The organism is Streptomyces sp. NPDC051211 (assembly GCF_040689505.1).
Taxonomy (GTDB): domain Bacteria; phylum Actinomycetota; class Actinomycetes; order Streptomycetales; family Streptomycetaceae; genus Streptomyces.
Genome location: NZ_JBFBAV010000001.1, coordinates 110,214 through 127,943, shown reverse-complemented (window position 1 = coordinate 127,943; position 17,730 = coordinate 110,214). Strand labels below are relative to the sequence as shown.

Genomic DNA, 17,730 nt, shown 5'->3' with positions numbered 1-17,730 from the left:
ATGGGACTGGAAGAGAAGCTGCCGAGCGGCTTTCTGCTGACCACCGTCGAACAGGCCGCGGGCTGGGTGCGCAAGTCATCCGTCTTCCCCGCCACCTTCGGCCTGGCGTGCTGCGCCATCGAAATGATGACGACCGGCGCCGGCCGCTACGACCTGGCCCGCTTCGGCATGGAGGTCTTCCGCGGATCTCCGCGCCAGGCGGACCTGATGATCGTGGCCGGCCGGGTCAGCCAGAAGATGGCGCCGGTGCTGCGGCAGGTGTACGACCAGATGCCCGCTCCCAAGTGGGTCATCTCCATGGGCGTATGCGCCTCCTCGGGCGGAATGTTCAACAACTACGCGATCGTCCAGGGCGTCGACCACATCGTCCCGGTGGACATCTACCTGCCCGGCTGCCCGCCCCGGCCCGAGATGCTGATGGACGCGATCCTCAAGCTCCACCAGAAGATCCAGACCTCCAAGCTCGGCGTGAACCGGGAAGAGGCGGCCCGTGAGGCGGAGGAGGCGGCCCTCAAGGCGCTCCCCACCATCGAGATGAAGGGGCTGCTCCGGTGAGCGAGACCCACGAGCCCGAGAACGCCGGCGGGAACGGGAACAACGTTCCTGCCCCGCGCGGCAGCGCCGCCGGCCCCGAGGTGATCGGCGTACGCAAGGGCATGTTCGGCGCCGGCAACGGCGGCGACACCAGCGGGTACGGCGGCCTGGTCCGCACGATCACCCTGCCCGGAGCCTCCGCCCGCCCGTACGGCTCCTACTTCGACGAGGTCGCCGACGAGCTCGAAGGCGCCTTGGAGGAGCAGGGCCTCGTCCCGGAGAACGCCATCGAGAAGACGGTGGTGGACCGCGGCGAGCTGACCTTCCACATCGCCCGCGAGCACCTCGTACGGGTCGCCCGGACCCTGCGCGACGACCCGGCGCTGCGCTTCGAGCTCTGCACCGGCGTCTCCGGCGTCCACTTCCCGGGAGACAGGGGCAGGGAACTGCACGCCGTCTACCACCTGCGCTCGCTCACCCACGGCCGGCTGATCCGGCTGGAGGTCTCGGCGCCGGACGCCGACCCGCACGTCCCCTCGCTGGTCGAGGTCTATCCGACCAACGACTGGCACGAGCGCGAGACGTACGACTTCTTCGGCCTGATCTTCGACGGGCACCCGGCCCTCACCCGGATCATGATGCCGGACGACTGGCAGGGCTTCCCGCAGCGCAAGGACTACCCGCTCGGCGGGATTCCCGTCGAGTACAAGGGCGCCCAGATCCCGGCTCCCGACCAGCGGAGGTCGTACAGCTGATGTCCACGTCAAACCACGCCTCTGCTCGCGAGACGACCGAGGGCACCGTCTACACGGTCACCGGCGGCGACTGGGACGAGATCGTCCAGTCGTCCGCCAAGGCCGACGACGAGCGGATCGTCGTCAACATGGGTCCGCAGCACCCGTCCACCCACGGCGTGCTCCGGCTGATCCTGGAGATCGACGGCGAGACGGTCACCGAGGCCCGCTGCGGGATCGGCTACCTGCACACCGGAATCGAGAAGAACCTCGAATTCCGCAACTGGACGCAGGGCACCACCTTCGTCACGCGCATGGACTACCTGACGCCGTTCTTCAACGAGACGGCGTACTGCCTGGGCGTCGAGAAGCTGCTCGGCATCACCGACCAGATCCCGGACCGCGCCACCGTCATCCGGGTCCTGCTGATGGAGCTCAACCGGCTCTCCTCCCACCTGGTGTGCATCGCCACCGGCGGCATGGAGCTGGGCGCCACCACGATCATGATCTACGGCTTCCGTGATCGTGAACTCATTCTCGACATCTACGAGCTGATCACCGGCCTGCGCATGAACCACGCGTTCATCCGCCCCGGCGGCCTCGCCCAGGACCTGCCTCCGGGCGCCGTGGACCAGCTCCGCGAGTTCGTGAAGACGATGAAGAAGAACCTGCCGGAGTACGACAAGCTCGCCACCGGCAACCCCATCTTCAAGGCCCGCATGCAGGACGTCGGCTACCTCGACCTGGCCGGCTGCATGGCGCTCGGCGCCACCGGCCCCATCCTGCGGTCCGCCGGCCTCCCGCACGACCTCCGCAAGAGCGACCCCTACTGCGGATACGAGAACTACGAGTTCGACGTCCCGACCACCGAGACCTGCGACTCCTACGGGCGCTTCCTGATCCGCCTGGAGGAGATGCGGCAGTCGCTGCGGATCGTCGAGCAGTGCCTGGACCGGCTGGAGCCCGGCCCGGTCATGGTCGCCGACAAGAAGATCGCCTGGCCGGCGCAGCTCGCCATGGGCCCCGACGGCCTCGGCAACTCCCTCGACCACATCAAGAACATCATGGGCACCTCCATGGAGGCCCTCATCCACCACTTCAAGCTGGTGACCGAGGGCTTCCGGGTGCCGGCCGGCCAGGCCTACGCGGCCGTCGAGTCCCCCAAGGGCGAGCTCGGCGTCCACCTGGTCTCCGACGGCGGCACCCGCCCCTACCGGGTCCACTTCCGCGACCCGTCCTTCACCAACCTGCAGGCCATGGCCGCGATGTGCGAGGGCGGCCAGGTCGCCGACGTCATCGTCGCCGTCGCCTCCATCGACCCCGTGATGGGAGGCGTCGACCGATGACCGACATCCAATTGGGGATGCCCCAGCTGCCCGCCCCCGACTTCCCGGCCGACGTCCGGGCCCGGCTCGAAGCGGACGCGAAGGAGGTCGTCGCCCGCTACCCCGACAGCCGCTCCGCGCTGCTGCCCCTGCTGCACCTGGTGCAGTCCGAGGAGGGCTACGTCTCGCGCACCGGCATCCGCTTCTGCGCGGAGGTACTGGGCCTGACCACCGCCGAGGTCACCGCGGTCGTCACCTTCTACACGATGTACCGGCGCAAGCCCTCCGGGGACTACCAGGTCGGCGTCTGCACGAACACCCTCTGCGCGGTCATGGGCGGCGACGCCATCTTCGAGGAGCTCAAGGAGCACCTCGGCGTCGGCAACAACGAGACCACCCCCGACGGCAAGGTCACCCTCGAGCACATCGAGTGCAACGCGGCCTGCGACTTCGCCCCCGTGGTGATGGTCAACTGGGAGTTCTTCGACAACCAGACCCCCGGTTCGGCGAAGGCCCTGGTCGACGACCTCCTCGCGGGCCGCCCGGTCGAGCCGACCCGGGGCGCGCCGCTGTGCACGTACAAGGAGACCGCCCGGATCCTGGCGGGCTTCCCCGACGGGCGCGAGGGCGCGGTCGAGGCGAGCGGCGGTGCCGGACCGGCTTCCCTGGTCGGGCTGAGGCTCGCCCGCGGCGAAGCCCCGCACGCCCCGATCGTCCACCCGCGCGGTGAAGCGACCACCGAGGGAGGGGAGTGATGTCGGTGTCGACTCCAAAGGAAAGTCGCGGGGGCACCTCCCAGCCGGAGGCTGGGGGAGGGACCAGCCCGGAGAAGCTCCTGGCGCCCGTGCTGTCGGCGTTCTGGGACGACCCGCAGTCCTGGACGCTGGAGACCTACAGGCGGCACGAGGGCTACGAGGGCCTGCGCAAGGCGCTCGCGATGACCCCGGACGACCTGATCGCGTACGTGAAGGACTCCGGTCTGCGCGGACGCGGCGGCGCGGGCTTCCCCACCGGAATGAAGTGGCAGTTCATCCCGCAGGGCGACGGGAAGCCGCACTACCTCGTGGTCAACGCCGACGAGTCGGAGCCGGGAACCTGCAAGGACATCCCCCTCCTCTTCGCCAACCCGCACTCCCTCATCGAGGGAATCGTCATCGCCTGCTACGCCATCCGCTCGCAGCACGCCTTCATCTACCTGCGCGGCGAGGTCGTGCCGGTGCTGCGGCGGCTGCACGAGGCCGTGCGCGAGGCCTACGAAGCCGGCTACCTCGGGAAGGACATCCTGGGCAGCGGCATCGACCTCGAACTGACCGTGCACGCCGGCGCCGGTGCGTACATCTGCGGCGAGGAGACCGCTCTCCTCGACTCCCTCGAAGGCCGGCGCGGACAGCCCCGGCTGCGTCCCCCCTTCCCCGCGGTGGAAGGCCTCTACGCCTGCCCCACCGTGGTGAACAACGTGGAGTCGATCGCCTCGGTTCCCGCGATCCTCAACCGCGGCAAGGACTGGTTCAAGGCGATGGGGACGGAGAAGTCCCCCGGCTTCACCCTGTACTCGCTGTCCGGGCACGTGGCCGGCCCCGGCCAGTACGAGGCTCCGCTCGGCATCACCCTGCGGCAGCTGCTCGACATGAGCGGCGGCATGCGGCCCGGTCACCGGCTGAAGTTCTGGACCCCGGGCGGCTCCTCCACCCCCATGTTCACGGACGAGCACCTGGACGTCCCGCTGGACTACGAGGGCGTCGGCGCGGCCGGATCGATGCTCGGCACCAAGGCCCTGCAGTGCTTCGACGAGACCACCTGCGTGGTGCGGGCCGTGACCCGGTGGACCGAGTTCTACGCCCACGAATCCTGCGGCAAGTGCACACCGTGCCGCGAAGGCACCTACTGGCTGGTCCAGCTGCTGCGCGACATCGAAGCGGGCAAGGGCGTGATGTCCGACCTCGACAAGCTCAACGACATCGCCGACAACATCAACGGCAAGTCGTTCTGCGCCCTCGGTGACGGCGCGGCCAGCCCGATCTTCTCCTCGCTCAGGTACTTCCGCGAGGAGTACGAGCAGCACATCACGGGCAAGGGCTGCCCCTTCGACCCCAAGAAGTCGACCCTGTGGGCCGACACGGAGGTGACCGCATGACCGCCCCGGCAGAGGACCTCGTCTCCCTGACCATCGACGGGGTCGAGTTGTCCGTCCCCAAGGGGACGCTCGTCATCCGGGCCGCCGAACAGCTCGGCATCGAGATCCCGCGCTTCTGCGACCACCCCCTCCTCGACCCGGTCGGCGCCTGCCGCCAGTGCATCGTCGAGGTCGAGGGCCAGCGCAAGCCGATGGCCTCCTGCACCATCACCTGCACCGACGGCATGGTGGTCAAGACCCAGCTCAGCTCCCCGGTCGCCGAGAAGGCCCAGCGCGGGGTGATGGAGCTGCTGCTCATCAACCACCCGCTGGACTGCCCGGTCTGCGACAAGGGCGGCGAGTGCCCGCTGCAGAACCAGGCCCTGTCCCACGGCAACGCCGAGTCCCGGTTCGAAGGAAAGAAGCGGACCTACGAGAAGCCGGTGCCGATCAGCACCCAGGTGCTGCTCGACCGGGAGCGCTGCGTGCTCTGCGCGCGCTGCACCCGGTTCTCCAACCAGGTGGCCGGCGACCCGATGATCGAGCTGCTGGAGCGCGGTGCGCTGCAGCAGGTCGGCACCGGCGAGGGCGACCCCTTCGAGTCGTACTTCTCCGGGAACACCATCCAGATCTGCCCGGTGGGCGCGCTGACCTCGGCCGCCTACCGGTTCCGGTCCCGCCCCTTCGACCTGGTGTCCTCGCCCAGCGTGTGCGAGCACTGTGCGGGCGGCTGCGCCACCCGCACCGACCACCGGCGCGGCAAGGTGCTGCGCCGGCTGGCCGCGGAGGACCCGGAGGTCAACGAGGAGTGGATCTGCGACAAGGGCCGGTTCGCGTTCCGGTACGCCCAGCGCCCGGACCGGCTCACCACCCCGCTGGTGCGGAACAGCGCAACCGGTGAGCTGGAGCAGGCGAGCTGGCCGGAGGCCCTGGCGGCGGCCGCCGCCGGACTGGCCGCGGCCCGCGGCCGGGCCGGAGTGCTGACCGGCGGCCGGCTCACCGTCGAGGACGCCTACGGCTACGCGAAGTTCGCCCGGGTCGTGCTCGACACCAACGACATCGACTTCCGGGCGCGCACGCACAGCGCGGAGGAGGCCGACTTCCTGGCCTCCACCGTGGCGGGCCGCGGCACCGGGCTCTCCGGGGACGGGGTCACGTACGGCTCGCTGGAGGCGGCCCCGGCGGTCCTGCTCGCCGGGATCGAGTCCGAGGAAGAGGCCCCCGGGGTGTTCCTGCGGCTGCGCAAGGCGCACCGCAAGCACCGGCAGCGGACCTTCGCGCTGGCGCCGTTCGCCACCCGCGGGCTGGAGAAGGCGGGCGGCACCCTGCTGGCCGCCGCCCCCGGCACCGAGCCCGAGTGGCTGGCCGCACTGGCCTCCCGTACCGGCCTGGAACAGGGCGGTCACGAGGCGGCCGAGGCGCTGCGCGCACCCGGCGCGGTGATCGTCGTCGGTGAGCGGCTCGCGGCCGTGCCCGGCGCGCTGACCGCCGCCGTACGGGCGGCCGCCGCGACCGGCGCGCAGCTGGTGTGGATCCCGCGGCGGGCCGGTGAGCGGGCCGCGATCGAGGCGGGTGCGCTGCCGTCGCTGCTGCCGGGCGCCCGTCCGGCCACCGACCCGCGGGCCCGCGAGGAGGTCGCCGCGGTCTGGGGCCTGGACGAGCTGCCGCACCGGTACGGCCGGGACACCGGCCAGATCGTGGAGGCCGCGGCCGGCGGTGAACTGGGCGCGCTGCTGGTCGCGGGCGTCGAGGTCGCCGACCTGCCGGACCCGGAGCGGGCGCGGGAGGCGCTGCGGGAGGCCTTCGTGGTCTCCCTGGAGCTGCGCCCGAGCGAGGTCACCGACCACGCGGACGTGGTGTTCCCGGTCGCGGCGGTCGCCGAGAAGCCGGGTGCCTTCATCAACTGGGAGGGCCGGATCCGCCCGTTCGAGGCGGCCCTGAAGCCCGACCAGATGACCCGCACGCTCGCGCCGTCCGACGCGCGGGTGCTGCACATGCTCGCGGACGAGGCGGGCAGGCCGCTGGGCCTGCCGGACATCCACGCCGTGCGCCGGGAGATCGACCGGCTCGGCGGGTGGGCCGGGGAGCGTGCCTCCGAGCAGCCGGCCGACCCGCAGCCGCTGCCCCGCCCCGGCGCGGGCGAGGCGGTGCTGGCCGGCCACCGGCTGCTGCTGGACCTGGGCCGGCTCCAGGACGGCGACGATGCCCTGGCCGGTACCCGGCACGAGGCCAGTGCCCGGCTGTCCGCGGCCACGGCCGCCGAGACGGGCGTCAAGAGCGGCGACGTGCTGGCGGTCACCGGCCCGGCCGGGACGGTGGAGCTCCCGCTGCGGGTCACCGAGATGCCGGACCGGGTGGTCTGGCTGCCGCTGAACTCCACGGGCGGCGGGATCGCCTCCGATACCGGTGCCCTGCCGGGCGCCCTGGTCCGGATCGGTCCGGCCCGCCCCTCGTCCGACACCGGCGACACCACTGCGGAGGTGGGCGCGTGAACGCGGTACAGCTTGCCGCCGAGGACCTCTCCCTGTTCGGCCGGGACGTCTGGTGGCTCGTGGTCGTCAAGGCGGTGTTCTGCTTCGCCTTCCTGATGGTGACCGTGCTCTTCTCCATCGTGTGGGAGCGCAAGGTGGTCGCCTGGATGCAGCTGCGCATCGGGCCCAACCGGCACGGGCCGTGGGGCTTCCTGCAGTCCCTCGCCGACGGCATCAAGCTGATGCTGAAGGAAGACCTGGTCGTCAAGCGGGCCGACAAGGCGGTCTACATCCTGGCCCCGATCGTCGCGGCGGTCCCGGCCTTCATGGCGATCGCGGTGATCCCCTTCGGGCCGTCCGGCAACGAGGTCTCGATCTTCGGCCAGCGGACCACGATGCAGCTGACCGACCTGCCGATCGCGATGCTGTACATCCTCGCGGTGGCCTCGGTCGGCATCTACGGCATCGTCCTGGCCGGCTGGTCCTCCGGCTCGACCTACCCGCTGCTGGGCGGGCTCCGCTCCTGCGCGCAGATGATCTCGTACGAGATCGCGATGGGCGCGGCCTTCGCCTCGGTGTTCCTCTACTCCGGGTCGATGTCGACCTCGGCGATCGTCGAGGCGCAGGCGGACCGCTGGTACATCGTGCTGCTGCCGGTGTCCTTCCTCATCTACGTGGTCACGATGGTCGGTGAGACCAACCGGGCCCCGTTCGACATGCCGGAGTCCGAGGGCGACCTGGTCGGCGGCTTCAACACCGAGTACTCGTCGATCAAGTTCGCGATGTTCATGCTCGCCGAGTACGTGAACATGGTGACCGTCTCGGCGGTCGCGACCACCCTCTTCCTGGGCGGCTGGCGGGCCCCGTACCCGGTCAGCACCTTCTGGGAGGGCGCCAACCACGGCTGGTGGCCGCTGCTGTGGTTCGTCCTCAAGGTGCAGCTGCTGCTGTTCTTCTTCATCTGGCTGCGCGGCACTCTGCCGCGGGTCCGCTACGACCAGCTGATGAAGCTCGGCTGGAAGGTCCTCATTCCGGTCTCGGTGGTCTGGCTGATGCTGGTCGCGACCGTCCGGGCGCTCCGCAACGAGGCCTACGACTTCAGCGAGATCGTCCTGTACGTCGGCGGCGGCGTGGTCGCCGTCCTGCTGCTCTCCCTGGTCGTGGATCTGTTCCGGGACCGGAAGGAGAAGGCGGCGGGGCCCGGGGAGGCCGCCGTGGAGGAGCCCTTCGACCCGATGGCGGGCGGATTCCCGGTGCCGCCGAAGCCCGGCCAGCAGACGGCACCCGTACCGCGACGGCGGCCCCGCGGCGAGCGGGAGCTGATCGTCAGTGGCGGCACGAATACTGACAGTGACCGAGAGGAGGGTTGAGAGGTGTCTGACGAGAAGTGGCAGAACCCCGTGGCCGGCTTCGGCGTGACCTTCAAGGCCATGTTCAAGAAGCGGCTCACCGAGCAGTACCCGGAGCAGCAGAAGACCACCGCTCCGCGGTTCCACGGACGGCACCAGCTCAACCGCCATCCGGACGGGCTGGAGAAGTGCATCGGGTGTGAGCTGTGCGCCTGGGCGTGTCCGGCCGACGCCATCTACGTGGAGGGCGCGGACAACACGGAGGAGGAGCGCTACTCCCCGGGCGAGCGGTACGGGCGGGTCTACCAGATCAACTACGCCCGCTGCATCCTGTGCGGGCTGTGCGTGGAGGCCTGTCCGACCCGCGCGCTGACCATGACCAACGAGTTCGAACTGGCCGATGCCAGCCGCGAGTCGCTGATCTACACCAAGGAGCAGCTGCTCGCCGGTCTGACCGAGGGGATGGTCGAGGCACCGCACTCGATCTTCCCGGGGACGGACGAGGGGGACTACTACCGGGGCCTGGTGACCGGGGCGGCTCCCGGCACGGTCCGGCAGGTTGCGGTCTCCAAGGGTGAACTGCGGTCATCGGCAAGTTCTTCGGGCACGGCGGCGGAGAAGGAGGCGGAGGTATGAGCGGCGTGACCGTCCTCGCCGAGGCCGCCTCGCGCGGAGAGGCCGTGCAGTTCTGGATCCTCGGCACGATCGCCGTGGTCGGCGCCTTGTGCACGATCCTGATGAAGAAGGCCGTGCACTCGGCGCTGTGCCTGGCCGGGGTGATGATCATCCTGGCGGTCTTCTACCTCGCCAACGGTGCGTACTTCCTCGGCATCGTCCAGGTCGTCGTCTACACCGGCGCGATCATGATGCTGTTCCTCTTCGTGGTCATGCTCGTGGGTGTCACGGCGGCGGACTCGCTGAAGGAGACCCTCAAGGGGCAGCGCTGGCTGGCCGCCCTGTGCGGGCTCGGCTTCGGCATCCTGCTGATCACCGGCATCGGGCAGGCCCGGCTCGGCCAGTTCAACGGGCTCGGACGGATCAACTCCGCCGGGCACGTGGAGGGCCTGGCCGAGCTGATCTTCACCAAGTACGTCTTCGCCTTCGAACTCACCGGCGCCCTGCTGATCACCGCGGCCGTCGGCGCGATGGTGCTCACCCACCGGGAGCGCACCGAGCGCGCCGCCACCCAGCGCGAGCTGTCCGAGCAGCGGGTCCGCGGCGGAGTCCAGCTCCCGCCGCTGCCGGCGCCCGGCGTGTACGCCCGGCACAACGCGGTGGACATTCCCGGCCTGCTGCCGGACGGCACCGCGTCCGAGCTGACGGTCAGCAAGACGCTGCGCGCCCGCGGCCAGATCCGCGATGTGTCCGGCCAGGCGCTGGAGGACCTGAAGGCCCTGGAGCAGCGCTCGGCGGAGCGCCTCGGCCGGGACGACCGCGAGGAGTCTGCCAAGTGAATCCGGTCAACTACCTCTACCTGTCGGCCCTGCTGTTCACCATCGGTGCGGCCGGGGTGCTGATCCGGCGGAACGCGATCGTGCTGTTCATGTGCGTGGAGCTGATGCTCAACGCCTGCAACCTCGCGTTCGTCACCTTCTCGCGGATGCACGGCAACCTCGACGGCCAGATCATCGCGTTCTTCACGATGGTCGTCGCCGCCGCGGAGGTCGTGGTCGGCCTGGCGATCATCGTGTCGCTGTTCCGTACCCGCCACTCGGCCTCGGTCGACGACGCCAGCCTGATGAAGCTGTAAGGGGCGTACACCGTGGAGAACCTGATTGCGCTGCTGGTCGCGGCGCCCCTGCTCGGGGCGGCGGTGCTGCTGTGCGGCGGCCGGCGCCTCGACAAGGCCGGCCACTGGCTCGGCACCCTGCTCGCCGCCGTCTCCTTCGGGATCGGCGCGGCCCTGTTCACCGACATGCTGGGCCGGAGCGGGGACGACCGCGCCCTGCACCAGAGGCTGTTCAGCTGGATCCCCGTCGAGGGCTTCCAGGCGGACGTCGCCTTCCAGCTCGACCAGCTGTCGATGACCTTCGTCCTGCTGATCACCGGCGTGGGCACGCTCATCCACCTGTACTCGATCGGGTACATGGAGCACGACGAGCGCCGCCGCCGCTTCTTCGGCTATCTGAACCTGTTCCTCGCGGCGATGCTGCTGCTCGTCCTCGCCGACAACTACCTGCTGCTGTACGTCGGGTGGGAGGGCGTGGGCCTGGCCTCGTACCTGCTCATCGGTTTCTGGCAGCACAAGCCCAGCGCGGCCACCGCCGCGAAGAAGGCCTTCCTGGTCAACCGGGTCGGCGACATGGGCCTGTCGATCGCGATCATGATCATGTTCACGACCTTCGGCACCTTCGCCTTCGGCCCCGTGCTGTCGAGCGTCGGCGAGACGGGCGAGGGCACGCTGACCGCCATCGGCCTGATGCTGCTGCTGGCCGCCTGCGGCAAGTCGGCCCAGGTGCCGCTCCAGTCCTGGCTCGGTGACGCGATGGAGGGCCCGACCCCGGTCTCGGCCCTGATCCACGCGGCCACCATGGTCACCGCCGGCGTCTACCTGATCACCCGGTCCGGCGCGATCTTCAACGCTGCTCCCGACGCCCAGCTCGCGGTGGTCGTGGTCGGCGCGGTCACGCTCCTCTTCGGTGCGATCGTCGGTTGCGCGAAGGACGACATCAAGAAGGCCCTCGCCGGGTCGACGATGTCGCAGATCGGCTACATGATCCTGGCCGCCGGCCTCGGCCCGATCGGCTACGCCTTCGCGATCATGCACCTGGTGACCCACGGCTTCTTCAAGGCCGGGCTCTTCCTCGGCGCCGGCTCCGTCATGCACGGCATGAACGACGAGGTCGACATGCGCAAGTACGGCGGCCTGCGGAAGTACATGCCGGTCACCTTCGTGACCTTCGGCCTCGGCTACCTGGCCATCATCGGCTTCCCGGGCCTGTCCGGCTTCTGGTCCAAGGACAAGATCATCGAGGCGGCCTTCGCGAAGGGCGGCACCGAGGGCTGGATCCTGGGCGCGGTCACCCTGCTGGGCGCGGCCATCACCGCGTACTACATGACCCGCATCATGCTGCTCACCTTCTTCGGCGAGAAGCGCTGGCAGCCGGCCCCGGACGCGGACACCGCGCCGAGCGTCGAACCGGGGGCCGAGCACCACGCCGGGGAGATGCCGCACCCGCACGAGTCCCCGAAGTCGATGACCATCCCGATGATCATCCTCGCCTTCGGGTCCGTCTTCGCCGGCGGACTCTTCAGCCTGAACGACGCCTTCGTCAACTGGCTCAAGCCCGTCACGCAGTTCGAGCACGGTCACCCGCCGCTGAGCGCCGGGGCGATCACCGCCTCGACCGTCGTGGTGCTGCTCATCGGTGTGGGCATCGCATACGCCCAGTACGGCAGGCGCCCCGTGCCGGTGGTCGCCCCGCGCGGCAGCCTGCTCACCCGGGCGGCCCGCAAGGACCTCCTCCAGGACGAGTTCAACCACATCGTGCTGGTGCGCGGCGGCGAGCACCTGACCCGCTCGCTCGTGTACGTCGACCACACGCTGGTCGACGGGGTGGTCAACGGGACGGCCGCCTCGGTCGGCGGGCTGTCGGGCCGGCTCCGCAAGCTGCAGAACGGCTACGCCCGCAGTTACGCGGTCTCGATGTTCGGGGGCACGGCGATCCTGATCGCCGCGACCCTGCTGATGAGGGCGGTGTGAAATGAGTTTCCCGCTTCTGACGCTGACGGCCGCGGTCCCCGCGGCCGGCGCGATCCTGACGGCGGCCGTACCGGCCGCCCGCCGGACCGCCGCCAAGTGGCTCGCGTTGTTCTTCTCCCTGGCGACCCTGGTGCTGGCCGCGCTCGTCGCGGTCCGCTTCGAACCCGGCGGAGACCGCTACCAGCTCACCGAATCCCACTGGTGGATCAAGGACTTCGGGGTCCGCTACGAGCTGGGCGTGGACGGCATCGCGGTGGCGCTGATCGGGCTCACCGCAGTCCTGATCCCCTTCGTGATCGCGGCCGGCTGGCACGACGCCGACCCGCTGGAGACCGAACCGTCGGCGGGCTCCCGGTGGCGCCCGACCCAGGGCTTCTTCGCGCTGATCCTGATGGTCGAGGCGATGGTGATCATCTCCTTCGCCGCCACCGACGTCTTCGTCTTCTACATCTTCTTCGAAGCCATGCTCATCCCGATGTACTTCCTCATCGGCGGCTTCGGAGACCGGGCCCACAGCGGCTCGGACGAGAACGCGGCCGCCCAGCGCTCCTACGCGGCGGTCAAGTTCCTCCTCTACAACCTGGCCGGCGGCCTGATCATGCTGGCGGCCGTCATCGGGCTGTACGTGGTCGCGGGGAACTTCTCGCTCCAGGAGATCGCCGAGGCCCGCGCCGCGGGCGAACTCGACATGGCGACCAACACGGAGCGGCTGCTCTTCCTCGGCTTCTTCTTCGCCTTCGCGGTGAAGGCCCCGCTGTGGCCGCTGCACACCTGGCTGCCCAACGCCATGGGCGAGGCCACCGCCCCGGTCGCCGTCCTGATCACCGCGGTGGTCGACAAGGTCGGCACCTTCGCGATGCTCCGCTTCTGCCTCGGACTGTTCCCCGAGGCCAGCAAGTGGGCCACCCCGGTGATCCTGGTCCTGGCCCTCATCAGCATCGTGTACGGGGCGCTGCTCGCCGTCGGCCAGCGGGACATCAAGCGGCTGGTCGCCTACGCCTCGATCTCGCACTTCGGCTTCATCATCCTGGGCATCTTCGCGATGACCTCCCAGGGCCAGTCCGGCGCCACCCTCTACATGGTCAACCACGGCCTGTCGACGGCGGCGTTGATGCTGGTCGCCGGGTTCCTGATCTCCCGGCGCGGCTCCCGGCTCATCGCCGACTACGGCGGCGTGCAGAAGGTGGCCCCGGTGCTCGCCGGCACCTTCCTGATCGGCGGCCTCGCCACCCTCTCCCTTCCGGGCCTCGCCCCGTTCGTGAGCGAGTTCCTGGTCCTGGTCGGCACCTTCGCCCGGTACCCGGTCGCCGGCATCATCGCCACCATCGGCATCGTGCTGGCCGCGCTGTACACGCTGGTCCTCTACCAGCGCACCATGACCGGCCCGGTGAAGGAGGAGGTCCGCTCCATGCCGGACCTGCGCCTGCGGGAACTGCTCGTGGTGGGGCCGCTGATCGCCCTGCTGGTGTTCCTGGGCGTGTACCCGAAGCCGCTGACCGAGATCGTCAACCCGGCGGTCAAGCACACCATGTCCGACGTCCAGCAGAAGGACCCCGAGCCGACTGTGCCCATCCAAAACGTGGAGGCGGCGAAGTGAACGTTCTGAGCGCCGACGCGATCGAACGGATCCCGGCCCCGCACATCGAGTACGCGCAGCTCGCGCCCACGCTGATCGTGATCGGCGCGGCCATCCTCGGCGTCCTCGTGGAGGCCTTCGTACCGCGCAAGTCCCGGTACTACGTCCAGGTGTTCCTGTCCGTGGCCGCGCTCGCCGCCGCCTTCGCGGCGGTGGTGGCCCTGGCCGCCGGCGGGTACGGCTCCACCAAGGCGCAGATCGCCGCGATGGGTGCCATCGCGGTGGACGGCCCGGCCCTGTTCCTCCAGGGCACCATCCTGCTCGCCTCGGTCGTCGCCCTGTTCACCTTCGCCGAGCGGCGCCTGGACCCGGCGGCGCACGGCAACCGGGTCGACTCCTTCGCCGCCCAGGCCGCGTCCGTCCCCGGCAGCGACAGCGAGAAGGCCGCGGTCAAGGCCGGGTTCACCACCACCGAGGTGTTCCCGCTCGCCCTGTTCGCGATCTCCGGCATGCTGATCTTCCCGGCCGCCAATGACCTGCTGACCCTGTTCATCGCCCTGGAAGTGTTCTCCCTCCCGCTGTACCTGCTCTGCGCCGTCGCCCGCCGCCAGCGGCTGATGTCGCAGGAGGCCGCGGTCAAGTACTTCCTGCTGGGCGCCTTCTCCTCCGCCTTCCTGCTGTTCGGCATCGCCCTGCTGTACGGCTACGCGGGCTCCGTCTCGTACGCCGTGATCGCCGACGTCGTGGACGGCACGGTGGCGACGGTGGACCCGGCGCTGGCCGCCACCATGGGCAATGACGTCCTGCTGCTGATCGGCGGGGCGCTCATCCTGATGGGCCTGCTGTTCAAGGTCGGCGCGGTGCCCTTCCACATGTGGACCCCGGACGTGTACCAGGGCGCGCCCACCCCGGTGACCGGCTTCATGGCCGCCGCGACCAAGGTGGCCGCCTTCGGCGCCCTGCTCCGGCTGCTGTACGTGGTCCTGCCCGGCCTGCGCTGGGACTGGCGGCCGGTCATGTGGGCAGTGGCGATCGTGACGATGCTGGCCGGCGCGGTCATCGCGGTCACCCAGACCGACGTCAAGCGGCTCCTCGCCTACTCCTCGATCGCGCACGCCGGCTTCATCCTGGCCGGTGTCATCGCCACCTCGGCGGAGGGGATCTCCTCGGTCCTCTTCTACCTGGGCGCGTACTCCTTCGTGACGATCGGCGCGTTCGCCGTGGTCACCCTGGTGCGCGACGCGGGCGGCGAGGCCACCCACCTGTCCAAGTGGGCGGGTCTGGGGCGGCGTTCCCCGCTGACCGCGGCCGTCTTCGCGGTCTTCCTGCTGGCCTTCGCCGGAATCCCGCTGACCAGCGGTTTCGCCGGCAAGTTCGCCGTGTTCAAGGCGGCGGCCGAGGGCGGCGCGGGCGCGCTGGTCGTGGTCGGTGTGGTCTCGTCGGCGATCGCCGCGTTCTTCTACATCCGGGTGATCGTGCTGATGTTCTTCAGTGAGCCGAAGGCCGACGGTCCGACGGTGGCGGTGCCTTCCCCGTTGACGATGACCACCATCGCGGTGGGCGTGGCGGTGACGCTGGTCCTGGGCGTGGCCCCGCAGTACTTCCTGGAACTGGCCGGCCAGGCCAGTACGTTCGTGCGCTGACCCGTTCCGGTCGCACACCGGGGCCCGGCTCCTCCTGGGGGAGCCGGGCCCCGGTGCGTGTACGCCGCCTCCTACGGGTGGTGGCTGTGCGCCGGGGCGGCCGGGGTGGTGGCGGGTTTGGCGGGCTTGGCTGGCTTGGGGGTCTTGGGGGTCTTGGGGCAGGTCAGGGCCGTGTTCCAGTTGTGGAAGCGGCCGGCCGGGTTCTTCTTGTAGGCCCACATGTGCAGGTCGTAGTGCTTGGGCATGCCCGCCCAGTGACCGGGCATCGGACCGTCGAAGGGCAGGCCGAACATCTTCGGCCGGTCGTCGGTGGTCTTCAGGTCCTGGTCCCGGTCGCTGACCATCCACTCCACCGCCTGCAGCTGACGGCGCCCGTGCCGGTCCGTCTCGGCGCTGTAGACGAGCGCGGTCGGCTTGCTGGGGTCGGTCGAGCCCCAGTAGGCGTCCTTGACGTAGTGGAAGCCCATGGAACCCGCCCCGAACGGGTTGTTCATGCACTCGCCGTGCTTCACGTACCCGTCCTTGATCGCCTGGCGTTCGTCCACGTACTTGGCGGTCACCCGGATGGCCGTGGCCATGTCGAGCATCGCCCTGTAGTCGCGGGGGTCGGGGGCCGGCCCCTCCACCGCCTGCGCGGCCGGGGCGAGGGTCAGGGCCGCGGTCGCGGCGGCGGCAAGGGCCAGGGTGCGGGCGGACACGGGCATGGCGGGGCCTCCTGCGCGGCGAGACTTCGGCTGTCCGAGCAGCATGCGTACGGCCCGCTCCGGCCCGCCACACGGGCGGGCCGAAGGGATGACCCGCCGTCAGCCGGCCGCCCGGCCGGCGTACGCGCGAGGAGGACCCCGTCGGGGAAGCCGCCCGCCGGATCTGGCGGCGCAGCAGGTCGGCGAGCCGCCGGGCCCGGCCCGTGGTGTTGCTGCCGTAATTGCGCCACCCGGCCGGCCGCGTGCGCCGCTCTGACCTGCGGGTTCAGCGGGGTGGTGGAAAGGTCCGCCACCCCGCTGTCCGGGGAGTGACTACCGGGTGCCCACGATGCGGCCGGTGACCTCGCCGAGGCCCACTCGGGCCCCGTCCGGGCCCGGCGCCCAGGCGGTCAGGGTGACGGTGTCGCCGTCCTCCAGGAAGGTGCGCTTGCCGTCGGCGAGTTCGATGGCGTCGCGGCCGTTCCAGGTCAGCTCCAGCAGCGAACCGCGCTGGTCCACCTCCGGTCCGCTGACGGTGCCGGAGCCGTAGACGTCGCCGGTGCGCAGCGAGGCGCCGTTGACCGTCATGTGGGCGAGCTGCTGGGCAGCCGTCCAGTACATGCCGGCGAACGGCGGACGGGCCACCTCCTGCCCGTTGAGGGCCACGCTGATGTGCAGGTCGAACCCGCCGTCCTCGTCCACCGCGGAGTCGTCGAGGTAGGGCAGGACCGGGACGTCGCGGGCCGGGGGCGCGACCCGCGCCGCGTCCAGGGCCTCCAGCGGGGTCACCCAGGCCGACACCGAGGTGGCGAAGGACTTGCCGAGGAACGGGCCGAGCGGCACGTACTCCCAGGCCTGGAGGTCCCGCGCGGACCAGTCGTTGAGGAGGAACAGCCCGAAGACGTGCTCCCGGAAGTCGCCGAGGGCCACCGGCTCGCCCAGCCGGGACGGGGTGCCGACGAGGAAGCCGACCTCGGCCTCGATGTCGAGCTTGATGCTCGGCCCGAAGACGGGCACCGGGTCGGTGGGGGCCTTCCGCTGTCCCGAGGGCCGTACGACGTCCGTCCCCGACACCACGATGGTGCCGGAGCGGCCGTGGTAACCGATCGGCAGGTGCTTCCAGTTGGGGGTGAGCGCGTCCCCGTCCGGGCGGAAGATACGCCCCACGTTGGTGGCGTGGTGCTCGCTGGCGTAGAAGTCGACGTAGTCGGCGACCTCGTACGGCAGGTGCAGCGTGACGGCGTCCAGCGGCAGCAGGTGCGGCTCCACGGTGGGCCGGTGCCCCGGGTCGGTCACCCAGGCGGTCAGCGCGCGCCGTACGTCGTGCCAGGCGGTGCGGCCGGCGGCGAGCAGCGGGTTGAGCGAGGCCTGCCCGAGGAGCCCGGCGTACGGAGAGCCGAGCGCGAACGCGGCCGCGCCCGCGTCGAGCACATGACCGCCGAGCCGCACACCGATGCGCCGCCGGGCCGGCTCCTCGGCGGTGCTGAACACCCCGTACGGGAGGTTGTGCGGTCCGAACGGATCGCCCTCGGGGACGTCGAGGGGGCTCTGCTGGGGCATGGGGTGCTGCCTCGCTTTCCACGCGGTCCGGGGGTGTCC

General features: G+C 70.4%; 15 protein-coding genes. 13 read left to right on the top strand and 2 right to left on the bottom strand.

Features of this window, described 5'->3' with window-relative positions; translation table 11 throughout:
* From AB0447_RS00670 to nuoN, 13 genes are read left to right on the top strand one after another with little or no spacing between them, the layout of a single operon-like run.
* Positions 1 to 555 carry an NADH-quinone oxidoreductase subunit B family protein gene (locus AB0447_RS00670; RefSeq protein ID WP_366474198.1) on the top strand — a complete coding sequence of 185 codons (555 nt, stop codon included), beginning with the start codon at positions 1 to 3 and terminating at the stop codon, positions 553 to 555.
* The gene (locus tag AB0447_RS00665) at positions 552 to 1,289 is read left to right on the top strand and encodes an NADH-quinone oxidoreductase subunit C (protein ID WP_366474197.1); all 738 of its coding nucleotides are present in this window, start codon (positions 552 to 554) and stop codon (positions 1,287 to 1,289) included. The genes AB0447_RS00670 and AB0447_RS00665 overlap by 4 nt, the downstream gene beginning before the upstream one ends.
* The gene (locus tag AB0447_RS00660) at positions 1,289 to 2,614 is read left to right on the top strand and encodes an NADH-quinone oxidoreductase subunit D (protein ID WP_366474195.1); all 1,326 of its coding nucleotides are present in this window, start codon (positions 1,289 to 1,291) and stop codon (positions 2,612 to 2,614) included. Before AB0447_RS00665 ends, AB0447_RS00660 begins: the two co-directional genes overlap by 1 nt.
* Entirely contained in the window at positions 2,611 to 3,348 is a 738-nt protein-coding gene (gene nuoE, locus AB0447_RS00655; RefSeq protein ID WP_366474194.1) for an NADH-quinone oxidoreductase subunit NuoE, read from the top strand. Before AB0447_RS00660 ends, nuoE begins: the two co-directional genes overlap by 4 nt.
* Positions 3,348 to 4,727: an NADH-quinone oxidoreductase subunit NuoF gene (gene nuoF / locus AB0447_RS00650; RefSeq protein ID WP_366474193.1), complete on the top strand. Its 1,380-nt coding sequence runs from the start codon at positions 3,348 to 3,350 to the stop codon at positions 4,725 to 4,727. Before nuoE ends, nuoF begins: the two co-directional genes overlap by 1 nt.
* Positions 4,724 to 7,198 carry an NADH-quinone oxidoreductase subunit G gene (locus AB0447_RS00645; protein ID WP_366474192.1) on the top strand — a complete coding sequence of 825 codons (2,475 nt, stop codon included), beginning with the start codon at positions 4,724 to 4,726 and terminating at the stop codon, positions 7,196 to 7,198. Before nuoF ends, AB0447_RS00645 begins: the two co-directional genes overlap by 4 nt.
* A complete protein-coding gene (gene nuoH / locus AB0447_RS00640; protein ID WP_366474191.1) occupies positions 7,195 to 8,547 on the top strand; it encodes an NADH-quinone oxidoreductase subunit NuoH in 1,353 nt (450 codons plus the stop codon). The genes AB0447_RS00645 and nuoH overlap by 4 nt, the downstream gene beginning before the upstream one ends.
* A gap of 60 nt (positions 8,548 to 8,607) precedes the next feature.
* Positions 8,608 to 9,162, top strand: coding sequence for an NADH-quinone oxidoreductase subunit NuoI (gene nuoI, locus AB0447_RS00635; RefSeq protein WP_366474657.1), 555 nt, complete (start codon positions 8,608 to 8,610; stop codon positions 9,160 to 9,162).
* Entirely contained in the window at positions 9,159 to 9,980 is an 822-nt protein-coding gene (locus tag AB0447_RS00630) for an NADH-quinone oxidoreductase subunit J (protein WP_366474190.1), read from the top strand. Before nuoI ends, AB0447_RS00630 begins: the two co-directional genes overlap by 4 nt.
* On the top strand, positions 9,977 to 10,276 hold the full coding sequence (gene nuoK, locus AB0447_RS00625) for an NADH-quinone oxidoreductase subunit NuoK (protein ID WP_356850827.1): 300 nt from the start codon (positions 9,977 to 9,979) through the stop codon (positions 10,274 to 10,276). Before AB0447_RS00630 ends, nuoK begins: the two co-directional genes overlap by 4 nt.
* A gap of 12 nt (positions 10,277 to 10,288) precedes the next feature.
* Positions 10,289 to 12,229, top strand: coding sequence for an NADH-quinone oxidoreductase subunit L (gene nuoL / locus AB0447_RS00620; RefSeq protein WP_366474189.1), 1,941 nt, complete (start codon positions 10,289 to 10,291; stop codon positions 12,227 to 12,229).
* Position 12,230: 1 nt separating this feature from the next.
* Positions 12,231 to 13,826, top strand: a complete 1,596-nt coding sequence (locus tag AB0447_RS00615; RefSeq protein ID WP_366474188.1) for an NADH-quinone oxidoreductase subunit M — start codon at positions 12,231 to 12,233, stop codon at positions 13,824 to 13,826.
* A complete protein-coding gene (nuoN, locus tag AB0447_RS00610) occupies positions 13,823 to 15,448 on the top strand; it encodes an NADH-quinone oxidoreductase subunit NuoN (protein ID WP_366474187.1) in 1,626 nt (541 codons plus the stop codon). The genes AB0447_RS00615 and nuoN overlap by 4 nt, the downstream gene beginning before the upstream one ends.
* A gap of 71 nt (positions 15,449 to 15,519) precedes the next feature.
* Here the strand turns inward: nuoN and AB0447_RS00605 are convergent, their stop codons facing one another.
* Together AB0447_RS00605 and fahA are read right to left on the bottom strand one after the other, a co-directional pair.
* On the bottom strand, positions 15,520 to 16,152 hold the full coding sequence (locus AB0447_RS00605) for a hypothetical protein (protein ID WP_366474186.1): 633 nt from the start codon (positions 16,150 to 16,152) through the stop codon (positions 15,520 to 15,522).
* Between the two features lie 312 nt (positions 16,153 to 16,464).
* A complete protein-coding gene (fahA, locus tag AB0447_RS00600) occupies positions 16,465 to 17,691 on the bottom strand; it encodes a fumarylacetoacetase (RefSeq protein ID WP_366474185.1) in 1,227 nt (408 codons plus the stop codon).
* Positions 17,692 to 17,730 lie beyond the last annotated feature (39 nt).

Bases quoted from the DNA above. Each gene is read 5' to 3' on its own strand.
- AB0447_RS00670 (WP_366474198.1), top strand. From the start codon at position 1: ATGGGACTGGAAGAGAAGCTGCCGAGCGGCTTTCTGCTGACCACCGTC.
- AB0447_RS00630 (WP_366474190.1), top strand. From the start codon at position 9,159: ATGAGCGGCGTGACCGTCCTCGCCGAGGCCGCCTCGCGCGGAGAGGCC.
- AB0447_RS00660 (WP_366474195.1), top strand. From the start codon at position 1,289: ATGTCCACGTCAAACCACGCCTCTGCTCGCGAGACGACCGAGGGCACC.
- nuoF (WP_366474193.1), top strand. From the start codon at position 3,348: ATGTCGGTGTCGACTCCAAAGGAAAGTCGCGGGGGCACCTCCCAGCCG.
- AB0447_RS00615 (WP_366474188.1), top strand. From the start codon at position 12,231: ATGAGTTTCCCGCTTCTGACGCTGACGGCCGCGGTCCCCGCGGCCGGC.
- fahA (WP_366474185.1), bottom strand. From the start codon at position 17,691: ATGCCCCAGCAGAGCCCCCTCGACGTCCCCGAGGGCGATCCGTTCGGA.
- nuoE (WP_366474194.1), top strand. From the start codon at position 2,611: ATGACCGACATCCAATTGGGGATGCCCCAGCTGCCCGCCCCCGACTTC.
- AB0447_RS00645 (WP_366474192.1), top strand. From the start codon at position 4,724: ATGACCGCCCCGGCAGAGGACCTCGTCTCCCTGACCATCGACGGGGTC.
- nuoI (WP_366474657.1), top strand. From the start codon at position 8,608: ATGTTCAAGAAGCGGCTCACCGAGCAGTACCCGGAGCAGCAGAAGACC.
- AB0447_RS00605 (WP_366474186.1), bottom strand. From the start codon at position 16,152: ATGCCCGTGTCCGCCCGCACCCTGGCCCTTGCCGCCGCCGCGACCGCG.